Consider the following 16696-nt stretch of genomic DNA (forward strand, 5'->3'; position numbering starts at 1 on the left):
CCGGCATACATCATCGGCGACCGGTCCCCGTCACCCCGCTTCTGGCTCGGCAACCCGGTCGGCACCACTCGTATCACCGGACGAGTCGGCGCGCCCACGCTGGACCGGAACGGCGCCCCGGTCCAGCACCGGTAGATGGTGGGTGCGCGGTTCGTCCGTCAGGTCCGATGCCTGGTTCCAGGTCACGGTGAGCGCGGCCGTGACAGTGCCCAGCGGGCGGAACAGCTGGTAGCGCTCCACGTGGCCAGGCGGGAACTCCATGATATGCACCGGCCCGCGACACGCCATGTCGCCGACATCGATCCGTACGTCGTAGGCCGGGTCGCTGCCCTCGTTGCGCAACAGGTAGGTGTCCTCCCCCACCGGTTCGAGGTCCCAGAGGACGTAGGCGGCCTCGGCCGCGCGGGCCGTGCGGCGTTCGATCTCGTGTTGCAGCTCCACCGCCGCGCGCGCCGCACGGGCTGTCAGCTGCGTGGCACGGACCTGGTCCCGGACATACCAGACGGCCGTCGCGGACAGCGTGACCGCGATACCGGACAGGATCAGCGCGAACCACTCCATCACGGTGCCTCGATTCCGCCATCTCGAATGCCTTCCCCGAGCGGGGTCCGCTTCCCCGGCGACCGCGCCCACGAGCGGTTACCCCGCACCGCGACGGACGAAACGCACCAGGCACCGATGGTGGAGCACGTCCCACCGATCGTGTGGTCGCGTCCTAGTGGCCGAGCACCTCGCGCGGCCGGTACGCCTGCTCGAGCTCGGTCACCTCCTGCCCGGTCAGCGTGAGGTCGAGCGCGGCGACCGCGTCGTCGACGTAGGACGCCTTCGTCGCCCCGATGATCGGCGCGGTCACCCCGGGCTTGCCGAGCAGCCAGGCGAGCGCCACATGGGCCGGCGGGACGCCACGCTCACCGGCCACCCGCCGGACGGCCTCGACGATCGCCAGGTCGGCCTCGCCGTAGAGGCGCCGCGCGAAGTCGTCCGAGCCCGCCCGCGTGGTGGGGCGATCCGCCCCGTCGTCGCCCCGGCTGCCGCTCAACCAGCCGCGCGCCAGGGGGCTCCACGGGATGACGCCCACCCCCTGGTCACGGCACAGCGGGATCATCTCCCGCTCTTCCTCCCTGTACAGCAGGTTGTAGTGGTCCTGCATGGACACGAACGCCGGCCAGCCGTGCAGTCGCGCGGTGAACTGCGCCTTCGCGAACTGCCACGCGTACATGCTGCTCGCTCCGATGTAGCGGGCCTTGCCGGAACGCACGACGTCGGCGAGCGCCTCCAGCGTCTCCTCGATCGGCGTCTCGGGGTCCCAGCGGTGTATCTGGTACAGGTCGACGTGGTCGGTACCGAGCCGTCGCAGGGAGGCGTCGATCCCGTCCATGATGTGCTTGCGGGACAGGCCCCTGTCGTTGGCGCCCTCGCCCACCGGGAAGTAGACCTTCGTGGCCAGCACGTAGTCGCTGCGGTGCGGGAAGAACTTGCGCAGCAGACGCCCGGTGATCTCCTCGCTGACCCCCTGGGAATACATATCGGCGGTGTCGAAGAACGTGATGCCCTGTTCGACGGCACGGCGCACCACGGGTTCCGCCTCGGTCTCGTCGAGCATCCAGTCCCGCCACTCGCGGCTGCCGTAGCTCATCATTCCCAGGCAGATACGCGAGACCCGCATTCCGGACGATCCGAGACGTACGTACTCCACGTGTTCCCCATCCCTTCCTGTGACGACGCGTGACACCCTCCGTCGGCCGCGTTGCCGCCACCCTATTCCGTTCCTACCGTGCGCGCGTCACGGCGATGCGGGACCCTCGTCCGGCACGGCGAGCTGGGTGGGTTCGGACCGGCCGCGCAACGTCACCTCTCCGTGCCGTCGCCACCGGCCCGCCTCCGCGGGGTCGGCGGCCTCCACCGCCCGCCCGGATGCCACCAGCCCGCCCTCGATGTCCTTGGCGATGTCGGTCAGCCGCGCGGCCTCGTTCACGGGGTCGCCGATGACGGTGTACTCGTACCGGCTCTGCGCGCCGACGTTGCCCGCGACGACCGGTCCGGCCGCGACCCCGATCCCGGCCTCGCAGTCGCCGACCTCGCGCCGCAGGCGCACCGCCATCGCGCGGGCGGCGGCAAGGGCCTGCCCAGCCGCGTCGGGAAGGTCGTGCGGCGCGCCGAACACCGCGAGCGCGGCGTCGCCCTCGAACTTGTTCACCAGACCGTGGTGGGTCTCGATCTCGGAGACCACCACCGCGAAGAAGCGGTTCAGCAACTCGACCACCTGCGTGGGCGGCCGGGTCGCCGCGAGCGCCGTCGACGCCATGACGTCCACGAACAGCACAGCGGCCTCGCGGACCTCGCCACCCAGCTCGAAGTCGGTGCTCACCGCCAGCTGAGCCACCTCGCGGCCGACATGCCTGCCGAAGATGTCCCGGATGCGTTCCCGTTCCCGCAAGCCCGCGGCCATGCCGTTGAACCGGCTCTGCAGCACGCCGAGCTCGGTGGCATCGAAGACGGACACGTGCGCGCTCAGGTCACCGGCCTCCACCGCCTCCATGGCCGCGCTGACCGTGCGGATCGGGGCCACCGTCGCCCTGGTCATCAGCAGTATCAGCAGGAACCCGAAGACCACCGTCACCGCGCCCATCGCCAGGATCGTGACGGACAGCTGGGTCGCCGTGACGTTGTGCCGGACCAGCGTGAACGCGGCCACCAGCATCAGCCCGGCGACCGGGATCACGGTACCCAGCCCCCACGCCCACAGCGTCCTGGTGATCACTCCGGCGCGCAGCGGCCGCTGCGGCGGCGCGTCGGCCAGCGCCCGGGCAGCGACCGGCCGCAGCGCGAACTCGCTGAGCAGGTAGGAGTTGGCACAGACGACGACACCACCGAGACCGATGGTGGCAGCCACCTTGACCATCGCGACCGCATCGACGGCGCTGTTCGCCGCCGTCAGCAGCACCGTGGCCACCAGCCACAGCAGCGCCTGCATGCCCGTCAGACGCCAGGGAACGCCGAGCGTGGCATGCCGTTCCAGTTCGGTGGCCCGCCGCCCTTCGAGGGCCCAGCGCACCGACCGGAACGTCATCTTCGTACCCCAGACCAGACCGATCACGACGGCCAGCAGGACGTAGCCTGCCACGGCCAGCCAGCCGGCCATACCCAGGTACGCGGTGATCGGTTCCGGGCCGGGAATCACGAGCGTGACCAGTGCCGCCACCACGGCGATGCCGATCAGGTTGGACAGCAGGATCGAACCCGTCAACAGGGTCTGCACCCGCACCCGTAGCCGATCGTCCCGCTCGTCCTCGTGACCGAGCAGGCGCGATCCAAGGGGACCGCCGGGAGACGGCACCGCCGGAGCACCGGTCGCCGTCGCGCCGTTCCGCGCTGTGCCAGACATGCGCACATTCTGCCTGTCCGGCACCGGCGCTAGGCGTGGGCCCGAAGCTCCTTGCGCGCAAGCGAGGCCTTGTGTACCTCGTCCGGTCCGTCGGCGAACCGCAGGGTACGGATGCTCGCGTACCACTCGGCCAGCGGGGTGTCCTGACTCAGCCCACCGGCACCGTGTACCTGGATGGCCTTGTCGAGGATCCATTCCACTGTGGAGGGAGTGGCGATCTTGATCGCCTGGATCTCCGTGTGTGCTCCCTTGTTGCCGACGGTGTCCATCAGCCACGCCGCCTTGAGCACCAGCAGGCGCAGCTGCTCGATGCGCACGCGCGCCTCGGCGATCCAGTCGCGGATCACACCCTGGCGCGCGAGCTGCTCGCCGAACGCGACCCGCTCGGACGCGCGCCTGCACATCATCTCCACCGCGCGCTCGGCGATACCGATCGAGCGCATGCAGTGGTGGATCCGGCCGGGTCCGAGCCGCGCCTGCGCGATGGCGAAGCCGTCGCCCTCGGTGCCGATGAGGTTCTCCGCGGGCACCCGGACGTCGGTGAACTCCAGGTCGGCGTGCCCGCCGTGGTCGCCGTCGTCGTAGCCGAACACGGTCATACCGCGCGTGATCGTCAGGCCCGGCGTGTCGCGGGGTACCAGGATCATGCTCTGCTGCCGGTGGGTCTCCGCCTGAGGGTCCGTCTTGCCCATCACGATGAGGACCTTCGCGTCGGGGTTCAGCGCCCCGGTGATCCACCACTTCCGCCCGTTGATCACGTACTGGTCCCCGTCGCGCTCGATGCGCGTGGCGATGTTGGTGGCATCCGAGGAGGCCACATCGGGCTCGGTCATCGCGAACGAGGACCGTATCCGCCCGTCGAGCAGGGGACGCAGCCACTGCTCGCGTTGGTCCTCGGTGCCGAACATGGACAGCACCTCCATGTTGCCGGTGTCCGGCGCGGAGCAGTTGAGCGCGGCCGGCGCCAGGCGCGGGCTCCGCCCGGTGATCTCCGCGAGCGGCGCGTACTGCAGGTTGCTCAGCCCCGCCCCGTCCGCGCCCGGCAGGAAGAAGTTCCACAGTCCACGGTCCCGTGCCTCCCGCTGGAGCTCACCGACCACGGCAGGCACCGCCCACGGGTCCGCACGTTCGGACAGTTGCCGCGCGTACTCGGCCTCGGCCGGGTACACACACTCGTCCATGAAGGCCAGCAGTGCGTCCCGAAGCTCCTCGGTACGCGCGTCGTAGGCGAAGTCCATCAGCTCTCCTCGAGTGCGTCGAGACCGGCGGAGACGATGGGTTCGACGAAGCCGCCGACGCTGTCGAACCCCTCGCCCACGGTCTTGCCCTGCGTGTAGCGGAAGTGGATCCCCTCGAGGATCACCGCAAGCTTGAAATGTGCCAGCCCCAGGTAGAACCCCATCGAGCCGAGGTCCCTCCCGGACACCCGCGCGTAGTGGTCCAGGATCTCCGCCGGACCGGGGAAGCCGGGGGCGTCGCTGGCGTCGGCGATCACCGCCGAGTCGTCGATCTCGGACAGCCCCCGGTAGGTCGCCAGCAGGGCCACGTCGGTCAGCGGGTCGCCCAGCGTGGCCATCTCCCAGTCCAGCACGGCCGTGATCTCGTCCCGCTCGTCGACGAGCAGGTTGTCCAGCCGGTAGTCGCCGTGCACCACAGCGGTCGGCGACTGCTCGGGCACGCGGGACTCCAGGCGCTCGTGCAGCTCGTCGATGCCGGGCACCGGCCTGGCCCGGGAAGCGTCGAGCTGCTTCTTCCAGCGGCGCACCTGCCGGGGCAGGAACCCGTCCGGCCGTCCGAAGTCCGCGAGCCCGGCCGCCGTGGGGTCGACCGCGTGCAACTCGGCGAGTACCTCGATCATGCTCGTACTCAGCGCCCGGACACGCTCGGCACCCAGCCGCTCGAGCTCGTGCGCGTTGCGGTAGGCGGTGCCGGGCGCCTTCTCCATCACGTAGAACGGCGCGCCGAGCACCTCGGTGTCCTCGCACAGCAGGACGGTGCGTGGCACCGGCACCGGCGACGGCCCCAGTGCCGTCATCACGCGGTACTCCCGGCCCATGTCGTGCGCGGTCGCCAGCACGTGCCCGAGCGGGGGTCGGCGCACGACCCACTCGCGACGGCCGTCACCGACCTCGTAGGTCAGGTTCGAGCGCCCGCCCGCGATCACCGAGCCACGCAACTCACCGGAGACCAGGTCCGGAGCGGCCTGCCCGAGGTAGGTCCGTAGCCGGGCGAGGTCCAGCCCCGGAAGCTCGTCCCCCGGCTCATCGTCGCCGTACATGCTCGCTCCACCTGCCCTCACGTACCCGTCCGGCACACCGACAAACACCATACCAACTGGTCGGTTCGGCGTCGATCACCTCACGCACCGTGTGGTGTCCCGCTGGTCAGCCTGCTTGTCGTTCGGGGGCACCGGCCACGAGCGCGACGCGGCCCACGGTCTGCCCGTCCGCCAGCCGCTGCACCCCGGAGGCGACGTCGCCAAGCGGCAGCTGCTCGCTGACCACGGGAGCGACGAGGCCGTCCTCGGCCAGCCGGGTCAGCTCCTCGTGGCACTGCCGGACGGCCTGCGGGTCCTTGCTGTTGTACAGCCCCCAGTGCAGCCCGAGGATCGAGTAGTTCTTCACCAGCGCGTGGTTGAGCGCGGCCTGCTGCAACTCACCGCCTGCGAACCCGACGATGATGATGCGCCCCTCGAAGGCGATGCACTTGGTCGACCGGCGGTAGGTCTCCCCGCCGACAGGGTCGTAGACGACATCGGCGCCCCGGCCGTCCGTGGCCCGCTTGACGACGTCGACGAAGTCCTCGTCACCGCGGTCGACGACGATATCCGCCCCGAGCGAGCGGGCCACCTCGGCCTTGGCCGGGCCGCCGACCACGCCGATGACCGTCGCGCCCGCCGCCTTGCCGAGCTGCACGGCGGCGCTGCCGACCCCACCGGCCGCGGCGTGCACGAGCAACGTCTCCCCCGGGCGCAGCTGCGCCCGGCGGTGCAGCCCGAACCAGCCGGTCTGGTACCCGATGTAGAACGAGGCAGCCTGGGCGTCGTCCAGCGCCCGCGGGGCGTGAAATGTCGTGGCCTGCTCCATCAACGCCAGCTCCGCGAAGCCGCCTGCCGGGATCGCGGCTCCGCCGATGACCCGGTCACCCGCGGAGAAGCCGGTCACCTCCGCGCCCGTGGCCACCACCTCGCCGCACAGCTCGACGCCGGGAGTGAACGGCAGCTCGGGCTTGACCTGGTACTCGCCGCGGCACATCAGCACGTCCGGGAAGTTGGCAGCCGCTGCCCGCACCCGGACGAGCAGCTGGCTCGGCGCGGGCTGCGGGTCGGCGACCTCCTCGAGCCGCAGCACATCGGCGGGCTCGCCCAGCTCAGGGACCGTCCACGCGCGCATCACACGCCTCCCGTCTGCGTCACGCCGCCGTCGAGCACGACCGTCTGGCCCGTCATCCACGACGCCTCCGCGGAGAGCAGGAAGGCCACCGCGCTGCCGACATCGCCCGGCACGCCCAACCGCTTGAGCGGGTAGGCAGCCGACACCTCTTCTTCCTGCCCCTCGTACAGCGCGCTGGCGAACGCGGTCTTGACCACGGCCGGCGCGACCCCGTTGACCCGGATGTCCGGCCCGAGCTCGACGGCGAGCTCGGCGGTCAGGTGCGAGAGCATCGCCTTGCTCGCGCCGTAGAAGCCGATCCCCGGCGCCGGTTTGAGCCCGGCTACCGACGACACGTTGACGATCGAGCCGCCGTGCTCGCCCAGCCACGCGCGGTGCGCCTGCTGCACCCAGGACAGTGCGGACAGGCAGTTCACCTCCACGATCTTGCGCGCAGCGTCGAGCTCGAGGTCGACGAGCGGCCCGTAGACAGGGTTGATGCCCGCGTTGTTCACCAGCATGTCCAGGCGGCCGAACTCCCCGATGGTGCGCTCGATCGCCTCGGCCTGGTGCGCGGTGTCGTGGCTCTTGCCCGCCACCGCGATCGCGTGCTCCTTGCCACCCAGATGGTCGACAGCCTCGTCCAGCGCATCCTGGTTGCGAGCGGTGATGCACACCCGCGCGCCGTCGGCGACCAGCTGCTCGGCGATGCCGAGGCCGATTCCCCTGCTGGCCCCGGTAACCACGGCGACCTCGCCGCTGAACCTGCTCGTCATGGAACGCTCCTTCCTCGGCGGCGTGCCGGACAACCGCCCGGTGGGCACGGTGACCACGATGATCTGCCCCTGCGTCGGTCCCGCGCCGTCAGCGACGTACTAAGCGGTTGCTTATCCGCGAGACGCCAGCTTCCCGCGCTCCGGACGTGTTCGTCAACATACCCGGGACACGACGGCACGTGAGTCAAATCACACATCGCGACGGTGTCCTGGCGCTACCGGGTCTCGCCGCCACGGCCTCGTTCCGCGGTGGGCAACCGCTGTACTACCATGCGGTCGCCTGTCGAGCGCGTGGCGCGAGGCCCACGCGCTCCCCGTATCGACGACCGTGGCACCAACCTCCCGAAAGATCGTGGCCATCATGCTCCGGAGGCGCTCGAGCGCAGACGACAGTAGGCGGTCCGGTCGGCCGAGCCTGCGCAGGCGCTGCCAGCAGCACGTCCAGGCACTTGGCCTGCCGCGCGCAGGCAGGCTGACCGTGCGCGCGGTCTGCGACCGCGTCAGTGAGCATCGCGGGCGCCCCATTCACCTCGTCCCCCTCGAGCTGAGCACCGTGGCCGATGCCCTGTGGGTCGCCTCCGCGACGGACGATCACATCGTGTTCGAGTCGCGCCTGACTCCGGTGCATCAGCATCAGGTGATCCTGCACGAGCTCGGGCACATCATCTGCGGGCACGCGGCCAACTCGGATGCCGCGCTCGAGACGCTCCGCCTGCTCATGCCCTCGCTGGATCCCGCTCGCGCGCGCAGCGTCCTCGGCAGGGAGCACGCGGACTCCGGCTGCGAACTGGAAGCCGAGCTGGTCGGCTCGCTTCTCGCGCAGCGCGTCTCCTCGTGGACCGCCCAGCAGCACTACACCGTTCCCCCGCAAGCACGCGAGCTCGCAGCCCGGCTGTCCGCGCTCATGGAAACGCCTCGCGAACCATGACCGCGGCCGTGTACGCGCTGTGCGTCGGTGTGACCGCCGTCGCGCTGCTGTACCGGGCGCGGGCGCTGCGCACCGACCGCTCGCCTGCGCAGGTCGCCCTCACCGGGGTGTTCTTCTTCTCCCTGTGTATCTGGGTGGTGGTCCTGCCGGGGCTCTGGAGGTTCCTCGGCGAGACCGTCGGGCTGGCCAACCTGTCCGGGCTGCTGTCGCATATCGCCGTGATGCTGGTGACCGCCTGCCAGCAGATCGTCCTGCTGCACCTCAGCCACGACCGTGACGTCGCGTGGCGCAAGGCCGCGCCACGCTTGATCGCTATCGGGCTGGTCATCGGCACGATGGTCGGGCTGTTCGCGCGAGCGATCGGCAGGCTCGGCGAGCACCCCACCGACTTCGCCGTGACGACCGCGGCGAGCAACCCCGCCTACCTGGCCGTGTACCTTGCGGCCTTCGGTGCCGCGCAGGCCGAGGTGGCGCGGCTGTGCAGGCGGTACCGTGCGGTCGCACCGACGGCATGGCTGCGCCGCAGCCTCGGGCTGATCATCGTCAGCATCGGGCTGCTGTGGATCTACGTTCTCGGCAGGCTGGCCGGCATCGTCGCCGGGTTCGTCGGCGCCACCGGGCACGCGTGGGAGCCCGTCACGCTGGTGGCCGTGGTCGCCGGGAGCACCCTGCACCTGTTCGGCTGGCTGCTCCCGGACCTGGGCCCGCAGCTGTCCCGGCTGTGGGCCCGGCTCGACCGCCCGCGCGCGTACCGCGCGCTCCTCCCGCTGCACAGCGCGCTCACCAGGCACGTCCCCACGGTCGTGTTGCGCGACTCCGTGGCCGTCGCCCGCGACCGCCGCGCCGACCTGCGGCTCCGGCTCTACCGGTTGATCATCGAGATCCGGGACGCGCAGTGGGCGCTGCGCGAGTGGATGTCCACCGACACGCGGCGCGCGGCGGAGCGGGACGCCGGTGATCGCGGGCTCACCGGCGAGGACCGCGACGCGGCGATCGAGGCCGCGATGCTCGCCGGCGCGCTGCGCGCGAAGGCTCACGGACAGCGGCCCGAGCACCCCGTCGACACGCCCCGCGTGGGCGAGCCCGAGGATCTCGCGGCCGAGCTGGCGTACCACCGCGCGCTGGCACGGCACTTCGGCAGGCTGCACGCGGCACCGGCCGAGCCGACCGGCGAGCCCGCCCGCGCCGCGGGCGAGACGACCGGCGGGTAGTACCCGGACCTGCCGGTGGCGGGAGGACGCTATGCTGCCCGGCTGTGTCCAGCGGTGCCGCGCCGCGGGACAACACCACCCGATCCCGCCGCCCGTCCAGGAGACGTCGTGCCCGACCAGCCGGACCAGGCCGACCAGTCCGACCAGCCAGTCCAGCAGGACCAGCAGCACCAGCACTGCCGGCCTGGCAGCCCCGAGCCGGCACTGACGCTCGACACCGGTTTCGTCGCCGACCCGCACGCAGCGTTGGCGCGGCTGCGCGAGACCGAGCCCGTCTGCCGCGTGCGACTTCCCGACGGCAACCAGGCCTGGCTGGCGACCAGCGACGCCGACGTGCGCTCCGCGCTGACCGACGCGCGGCTGGCGCTGGACAAGGCCCACTCGGCCGGTGACTACGCGGGCTTCGCGCTGCCCCCGGCACTGGATGCCAACCTGCTCAACCGGGACGGGTCCGCGCACGCGCGGCTGCGCCGCCTCGCCGCGGGCGCCTTCGCACCGCACCGCATCGACGCGCTCGGCGAGCGCGTGCGCGCCGTCGCCGATTCGCTGGCCCGCGATCTCGCCGCGCGCGGTGGCGGCGACCTGATCGCCGAGTTCGCCGCACCGCTGCCGCTGACGGTCATCGGCGAGCTCCTCGGTGTCCCGGAGTCCCAGCGGGAGCACTTCGCCGCACAGACCCGCCGCATGCTGGCCCCCGAGCGGCGCGAGGACCTGTCCCTGGCCGTCGCGGAGATCCATACGCTGCTGCTCGAGGTGATCGCACTGCGGCGCGACGCGCCTGCAGAGGACCTGCTGTCGGCGTGGATCGGCGCCAGCGACCGCGACGACCGGCTGGACGAGAACGAGCTCGTGTCGCTCGCCTTCCTGGTGCTGTGGGCAGGCATCGAGAACGTCACCCACCTCATCGGCAACGGCACGGTCCGGCTGCTGCGGGATCCGAAGCTGCGCGAGGCGCTCCGCGCCGATCCGGCGCGGCTACCGGGCGTCGTCGAGGAGCTGCTGCGGCTGGCCCACCCGAACACCCTGGCGATCCGCCGGTTCGCCACGACCGATCTCGACCTCGGTGGCGCCCGGATCCACGCCGGTGACACCGTCCTGCTGGCGCTCGCCGCCGCCAACCGCGACCCCGGCAGCCACCCGCACCCGGACCGGCTCGATCCCCACCGCGGGTGGTCCGCACGCCCGGCGCACCTCGCGTTCGGCCACGGGCCCCACTACTGCCTGGGTGCGGCGCTCGCACGGCTGGAGCTGGAGGTCGCTTTCGACACGCTGCTGCGCGGGCTGCCCGGCATGCGACTGGCCGTTCCCGAGACCGAGTTGCAGCGCCGCGCGTCGTTCCGCTCGTTCGACCTGGAGTCGCTGCCGGTCACGACGTAGGTCGCCGGACCTCCCGGCAGCCACGGCGCGGCATGCCGGGGCGATAGGCTCCAACCATGTCCGACCGACTCTACTTCCGCCAGCTGCTGTCCGGCCGTGACTTCGCCGTGGGCGATCCCGTCGCCACCCAGATGCTCAACTTCGCGTACCTGATCGGCGACCGTGAGACCCGCGAGGCGGTCGTCATCGACCCCGCCTACGCCGTCGGTGACCTGCTCGACGTGCTCGCCGCCGACGACATGCGGCTGGTCGGCGTGCTCGGCACCCACCACCACCCCGACCACGTCGGCGGCAGCATGATGGGCTTCCAGCTGCCCGGGCTGGCCGAGCTGCTGGCGCGCCAGCAGGTTCCGGTGCACGTCAACCGGGATGAGCTGGACTGGGTGCAGCGGGTGACCGGCCTGTCGACCACCGATCTCACCGGGCACCACCACGACGACACGATCGAGGTGGGCGCGATCACCATCCGGCTGCTGCACACGCCCGGCCACACTCCGGGCAGCCAGTGCTTCCTTCTCGACGACCGGCTCATCGCGGGCGACACGCTCTTCCTCGAGGGGTGCGGGCGCACCGACTTCCCCGGCGGCGACGCCGACGCGATGTACCGCAGCCTGCAGCAGCTCGCGGGCCTCAAGGGCGACCCGGTCGTGTACCCCGGCCACCAGTACTCGACCGAGCCGTCCGCGCCGCTGTCCTCGGTCCGCGAAGGGAACTTCGTCTTCCGGCCACGGTCCCTCGAGGAATGGCGCATGATGTTCGGCGGTTGAGGGGCCCGGGCGGACAGGTCGGGACCGCACCGGCACTCGCCGGGTGTGCACCTCCGGGCGCGAGCGTCAGGGCTTGCGGCCGACGACGGCGGTGTACTCGGCCTCGAACCGCAGCGTGCCGTCGGTGGCCGTGTTGAGCTCCTCGAGGAGACCGATGATCTCGTCACGGCAGTCGCCCCACCGGTCCTCCGCGGACAGCCGTTCGCGGACCTTGACCATCGGGCCGTAGTAGTCCTCGAAGAACGCCATGTAGTCGTCAGCGGACGGGAACCGGAACGGGTTGGTCCCGTAGTGGAACTCCAGCTCGATGCCTGTGCCGGCGAACAGGCCGCGGACGTGGTCCTCATCGCCCCACTTGGGTGGCGGGGAGGCGAACGGCGGGGGCGCGGGCATGTAGCTGCCGATGATGCGCAGCATCCGCCCGACCTGACTGTCCGGCGTCCAGTTGATCAGGCCGATGATCCCGCCCGGTTTGCACACCCGGGCGAGCTCCCGTGCGACCACCTCGTGCCGGGGCGCGAACTGGACACCGAGCACCGAGAGCACGCGATCGAAGCGGTTGTCGCCCAACGGCAGCTCCTCGGCGTCTCCGGTGACCCACTCGACGGTCACACCCCACTCGGCGGCACGCCGGTGGGCGGCGTCGAGCAGCTCGGGTGCGAGATCCAGGCCGGTGACGTCGGCTCCGGCCCGCGCGGCCCGCAGCGCCACGTTCCCGGTACCCGTGGCGACGTCGAGCACCTCCTGCCCGGGGGCGACCCCGACGAGGTCGAGCAGGTGCCGTGGCGGCACGTCGTCGACGAGCTCGGCGACCTTGGCGTACTCGCCCGCGGCCCACGTCACCCGGTGCGTCTGCTTGAGCTGGGCGACGGCGGCGTCACCCGTCGGCTGCTCGGTAGGTGATGACATGGCGGAACCTCCATGGTGTTTCCCGTTCGGCTTACGTCTCGCAGTCTGTCCCGGCAAGAACGGGCGATACATCCGTAGTCACCACTGATTTGCCACTGATCCCGGTTACGGGACAATCACCGGATGACCGATACCGCCCGGTTGCGCGGCATGGGGATCTCGGCCCGGGAGGCCGAGGTACTTGCGCTGCTGGGGGACCACCTCACCAACTCCGAGATCGCGTCGCGGCTGTTCATCTCGGTGCGCACCGTGGAGAGCCACGTGGCGTCGTTGCTGCGCAAGCTGGGGGTGGCCGACCGTCGCGCGCTGGCCGCGCTGGCGGCCGACGCCGCTGCCACCACCGGCCGGGGTATCACGCGGCTGCCCACGCCGTTGGGCGCGCTGATCGGGCGGCAGGCCGAGCTGGATCACCTGGTGTCTGCCGTCGGCGGTGCGCGGTTGGTGACCCTCGTCGGCGCAGGAGGGTCGGGAAAGACCCGCCTCGCGATCGAGGCAGCTCACCGCCTCACAGCCGCGCACCCGGAGGGAACGTGGTTCGTCGAGCTGGCGCCGCTGCGCGATCCGGGCCAGGTACCCCGCGCGGTCACCGCCGCGCTGGGCGTGGCCGATCACGCGTCCCGCACGCCACTGGAGTCGCTGATCGACTACCTCCGGCAACGCCGCGCGCTGCTGGTGCTCGACAACTGCGAGCACCTCGTCGACGCGTGCGCGGAGCTCGCCGTGTCGGTCACCTCGGCCTGCCCCGCCGTTCGGGTGCTCGCCACCAGCCGGGAAGCGCTCGACGTGGCAGGCGAGACCGTGATCCCCCTCGGGGGCCTGGACGCCAGGTCGGCCGCCGAGCTGTTCGACACGGTCGCTACCGCGGGCAACCCGCACTTCGCCGCATCCCCCGAGTCCGTCGACCGGGTGTGCGGCAAACTCGACCGCCTGCCGCTGGCCATCGAGCTCGCCGCGGCACAGCTGGCGACCGTGACGCTGGAGGAGCTCGAAGCCGGACTGGCCGACTCGCCCACGACGCTGCGGGCCATCCGGCGCCGGGCCGACCCCCGCCACCGGTCACTGGCCGAGGTCATCGAGTGGAGCGTGGATCTGCTCGATACCCGCCAGCGCGAGGCGCTGGCCGCGCTGGCGGTGTTCGCCGGGCCGTTCGGGATGGCAGCGGCGGAGAGCGTCGTCGGCACGCCGACCGCGACCGGCGACGTCGCAGGCCTGCATCGCCGCTCGCTGCTCAGCCGGGACGCCGACGTCGCGGGCGAGTCACGGTTCCGGATGCTCGAGACCGTACGGCAGTTCGCTACCGGGCTCGACCGGACAGCGGTGGGCTCGGCTCGCCGGAACCACCTGCGCTACCACCTCAGCCTCGCCGAAGAGGCCGACAGCGGTCTGCGCACGGCCGACTCGCCCCTGTGGATGGAGCGGTTGCGCGCATCGTCCGACGATCTGCGCGTCGCGCTCGACGAGGCGTTCGCAGCCGAACCCGACAGTGCCGCCAGCCTGGTCGCCGACCTGTCCTGGCCGTGGTTCGTCGATGGCAGGCTCGCCGAGCTGCAGCTGCGCAGCGAACAGGCCCTCGCCGTGAGCGTCGTGGACCCGCTGCTGCGTTCCCGTCTGTACTTCGGCCTGGCCGCGGCCACGATCGCGCAGGGGGATCTGCCCGCGTCCGAGGACGCCGCCACACGGCAGATCCGCGAGGCGGAGGAGGCCGCCGACGTCGACTTCGCCGGGCACGGGTACCAGCTTCTCGGCATGGCGGCGTGGGCGCGCGGTGACCACGCCAGCGCCGACACCCACCATCGAACAGCACTGAGTTACATGCGCCGCTCCCGAAGCGAATGGCGGCTCGCCCTGGTGTGTGCCACCGCGGGCCGGTCGGCGCGGGCCGCGGGCGACGTCGAGCGCGGCGCGGCCCTGCTCCGCGAGGCGACCGCCGTAGCGGAGCAGCTGGGCGAGCCGATGGTGCTGGCCAGCGCGCTGGACTACACGTGCGTCGGCCTGTTCGAGCGGCAACACTACGAGGCGGCCGTGCCGCTGGTCTCGCGCAGCCTCGCTGCCTACCGCGCCGTCGGCTACGCGGAAGGGATCTCCTCCGCACTCGCGCTGCAGGCGGTGCTGGCCATGCGCCACGACCGGTGGGACGAGGCCGAGGCACACTACGCGGAGACCCTCGAGGTCTGCCTGCGCGCCCAACACTCCGGCGGCACCGCGACCGCGCTCGAGGGCCTCGGGCTGGTCGCCGCGCACCGGGGCGATGCGCGGGCGGCGGCGCGCCTGCTCGGGGCCTGCGACCACACCAGGTCGAGTATCGGCGTCGCCGTGCCCGAGCACATGGCCGAGCCGCGCGACGACGCGCTCACGGTGCTGGCGCACGAGCTCGGCGACGAGTTCGACCCCGAGTACCTGCGGGGCCGCGAGCTCCGGCCCGAGGCCTACGCCGACGGATTCGGCCGTTAGCCGAACCAGTCGACGATCTCGTCGATGAAGGCCACGTTCCACGGCTCGTGGTTGAGCGCGTGGGTGGCGCCCGCGAGGATGTGGTGCGTGCCGTGCCGCGCGGCGTGCAGGTAGCCCTGGATGGACTCCTGCGAGATGACCTCGTCGTGCTCGCATTCCAGCACGAGCGTGCACCCGTCGAAAGCGCGCAGCGCGCGCAGGGCGGGGTTGGCGTCGATCAGCTCGCGCAGGTGCTGCCTGCTCCCCGTGGGGTCAGGGCCTTCCGCGTCGACGTAGAGGGCGGGAGCCCGCACGAGGAGCCGGTCGACGGCACGTTCGGCCAGCAGCAGGCACGACAGGTAGGCGCCGTAGCTGGCCGCGCACACGCCGATCCGCTGGACACCCGCCGCCGCGAGCGCGTCGTAGGCCGAGACGACGTCCTGCACGTGCTCCCTTCGTGTCCGTGCAGGCAGCTCACCGGGACTCTCGCCGTGCCCACGAAGGTCGAAAGCCAGGCCGGTATGTCCCGTTCGGCGGGCGAGCTCGGTGGCGCGCGGGATGTAGCTGCGGCGCGAGCTGGCGTAGCCGTGCACGAACAGTACGCCGTAACCACTCGGCTCACCTTCGGGCTCGACCAGGTCGGCGGCGAGCATGTGCTCACCGGAGGGAATACGCATGGTCGTCATGGTGCCCGGCGGCGAGACGTCACCCGGAAGCGCCCGCGGACAACCGTCGCCGCAGGCGGCCCAGCACGTGCCCGACCGCGAGCTCGACGCGAACCGCGTCGAGCAGCACCACGGCCTGCAGGACGATCGCACCCATCAGGAACCCGGCGAGCATGTCGGTCATCCAGTGCGTGTCCCGGTAGACCGCCGTCACCCCCATCAGCAGCGTCAGCGCCGCCACCCCGGCGCCGAGCGCGCGCCGCCGGTGCCACAACGGCCCGTAGACGGCGAGCAGGTACGCCACGACACCCCAGGTCAGCACCACGTTGGCCGCGTGCCCGGACGGGAAAAGCAGACCGCCTTGGAAGAGCTCGGGATCGTCGAAAGCGGGATCCTTGCGTCCGAACCCCAGCTTCGCCAGCCCCACCACGAGGTTGATGGCGAGCAGTGCCGCGCCCGTGACCACGACCGGACGCCACCGCCGCTGCCGCACGCCGAGTACCGCCGCGAGGACCAGCGCGAGCACGGCGGTCGGGCCGCGCTGCCCGACGAGGTCGGTCACCCGTGCCGCGCCGACGAGGGACGGCCACCGTTGCCGGAACGGGGCCTCGTGCAGGAGGTGATCGGCGCGAACGAGGACACCGGCGTCGGCCCAGACCTGCGCGACCGTGAAGACCAGCAGGACGCCGCAGACCACCAGCACCCACCGTGCACGGCGGGTGGCGAGCCCGGTGACCCCTGGCGAGCAGATCGAAGGCTCCGACCCCGGACCACCTTCACGGGACGGGCTTCGATCCGTCGCCGCCTCCTCGACGACCACGGCAGCGGCACTCCTCTCTGCTGCGCCTCACCATCGACGATACGGGCCGCGCTGTCG

At 71.6% G+C, this 16696-nt stretch carries 15 protein-coding genes; 5 read left to right on the forward strand and 10 right to left on the reverse strand.

Annotated elements, in window-relative coordinates; all coding sequences use genetic code 11:
- Nucleotides 1-30 precede the first annotated feature (30 nt).
- From H0B56_RS13035 to H0B56_RS13065, 7 genes are all read right to left on the reverse strand, one after another.
- Nucleotides 31-564, reverse strand: coding sequence for a hypothetical protein (locus tag H0B56_RS13035; RefSeq protein ID WP_180893289.1), 534 nt, complete (start codon nt 562-564; stop codon nt 31-33).
- Nucleotides 565-715: 151 nt separating this feature from the next.
- Entirely contained in the window at nt 716-1696 is a 981-nt protein-coding gene (locus H0B56_RS13040; RefSeq protein ID WP_180893290.1) for an aldo/keto reductase, read from the reverse strand.
- 87 nt (nt 1697-1783) lie between these two features.
- Nucleotides 1784-3385 (reverse strand): adenylate/guanylate cyclase domain-containing protein, encoded by a 1602-nt coding sequence (locus tag H0B56_RS13045; RefSeq protein ID WP_180893291.1) that lies wholly within the window; start codon nt 3383-3385, stop codon nt 1784-1786.
- A gap of 29 nt (nt 3386-3414) precedes the next feature.
- The gene (locus tag H0B56_RS13050) at nt 3415-4623 is read right to left on the reverse strand and encodes an acyl-CoA dehydrogenase family protein (RefSeq protein WP_180893292.1); all 1209 of its coding nucleotides are present in this window, start codon (nt 4621-4623) and stop codon (nt 3415-3417) included.
- A complete protein-coding gene (locus tag H0B56_RS13055; protein ID WP_180893293.1) occupies nt 4623-5663 on the reverse strand; it encodes a phosphotransferase family protein in 1041 nt (346 codons plus the stop codon). Before H0B56_RS13055 ends, H0B56_RS13050 begins: the two co-directional genes overlap by 1 nt.
- A gap of 106 nt (nt 5664-5769) precedes the next feature.
- Nucleotides 5770-6777: an NADPH:quinone oxidoreductase family protein gene (locus H0B56_RS13060; RefSeq protein ID WP_180893294.1), complete on the reverse strand. Its 1008-nt coding sequence runs from the start codon at nt 6775-6777 to the stop codon at nt 5770-5772.
- Entirely contained in the window at nt 6777-7532 is a 756-nt protein-coding gene (locus H0B56_RS13065) for an SDR family oxidoreductase (RefSeq protein WP_180893295.1), read from the reverse strand. Before H0B56_RS13065 ends, H0B56_RS13060 begins: the two co-directional genes overlap by 1 nt.
- 361 nt (nt 7533-7893) lie before the next feature.
- Between H0B56_RS13065 and H0B56_RS13070 the strand changes: the two genes are divergently transcribed.
- The 4 genes from H0B56_RS13070 (at nt 7894) to H0B56_RS13085 (ending at nt 11815) form a co-directional block, all read left to right on the forward strand.
- Nucleotides 7894-8460 carry a hypothetical protein gene (locus tag H0B56_RS13070; protein WP_180893296.1) on the forward strand — a complete coding sequence of 189 codons (567 nt, stop codon included), beginning with the start codon at nt 7894-7896 and terminating at the stop codon, nt 8458-8460.
- Nucleotides 8457-9671 (forward strand): MAB_1171c family putative transporter, encoded by a 1215-nt coding sequence (locus H0B56_RS13075; RefSeq protein WP_180893297.1) that lies wholly within the window; start codon nt 8457-8459, stop codon nt 9669-9671. The genes H0B56_RS13070 and H0B56_RS13075 overlap by 4 nt, the downstream gene beginning before the upstream one ends.
- Nucleotides 9672-9779: 108 nt before the next feature.
- Entirely contained in the window at nt 9780-11048 is a 1269-nt protein-coding gene (locus tag H0B56_RS13080; RefSeq protein ID WP_343063878.1) for a cytochrome P450 family protein, read from the forward strand.
- 56 nt (nt 11049-11104) lie between these two features.
- The gene (locus tag H0B56_RS13085) at nt 11105-11815 is read left to right on the forward strand and encodes an MBL fold metallo-hydrolase (protein WP_180893298.1); all 711 of its coding nucleotides are present in this window, start codon (nt 11105-11107) and stop codon (nt 11813-11815) included.
- 66 nt (nt 11816-11881) lie between these two features.
- Here the strand turns inward: H0B56_RS13085 and H0B56_RS13090 are convergent, their stop codons facing one another.
- Nucleotides 11882-12724 (reverse strand): class I SAM-dependent methyltransferase, encoded by an 843-nt coding sequence (locus tag H0B56_RS13090; protein WP_180893299.1) that lies wholly within the window; start codon nt 12722-12724, stop codon nt 11882-11884.
- Between the two features lie 123 nt (nt 12725-12847).
- Between H0B56_RS13090 and H0B56_RS13095 the strand changes: the two genes are divergently transcribed.
- Nucleotides 12848-15175: an ATP-binding protein gene (locus H0B56_RS13095; RefSeq protein WP_180893300.1), complete on the forward strand. Its 2328-nt coding sequence runs from the start codon at nt 12848-12850 to the stop codon at nt 15173-15175.
- Here the strand turns inward: H0B56_RS13095 and H0B56_RS13100 are convergent.
- Both H0B56_RS13100 and H0B56_RS23490 read right to left on the reverse strand, forming a co-directional pair.
- The gene (locus tag H0B56_RS13100; protein ID WP_180893301.1) at nt 15172-15831 is read right to left on the reverse strand and encodes an alpha/beta hydrolase; all 660 of its coding nucleotides are present in this window, start codon (nt 15829-15831) and stop codon (nt 15172-15174) included. The genes H0B56_RS13095 and H0B56_RS13100 overlap by 4 nt on opposite strands.
- Nucleotides 15832-15859: 28 nt before the next feature.
- Complete coding sequence (locus H0B56_RS23490) at nt 15860-16639, reverse strand: phosphatase PAP2 family protein (RefSeq protein ID WP_180893302.1); 780 nt, start codon at nt 16637-16639, stop codon at nt 15860-15862.
- Between the last annotated feature and the right edge of the window lie 57 nt (nt 16640-16696).

Origin of the sequence: Haloechinothrix aidingensis (assembly GCF_013450155.1) — a bacterium.
Lineage (GTDB): Bacteria > Actinomycetota > Actinomycetes > Mycobacteriales > Pseudonocardiaceae > Haloechinothrix > Haloechinothrix aidingensis.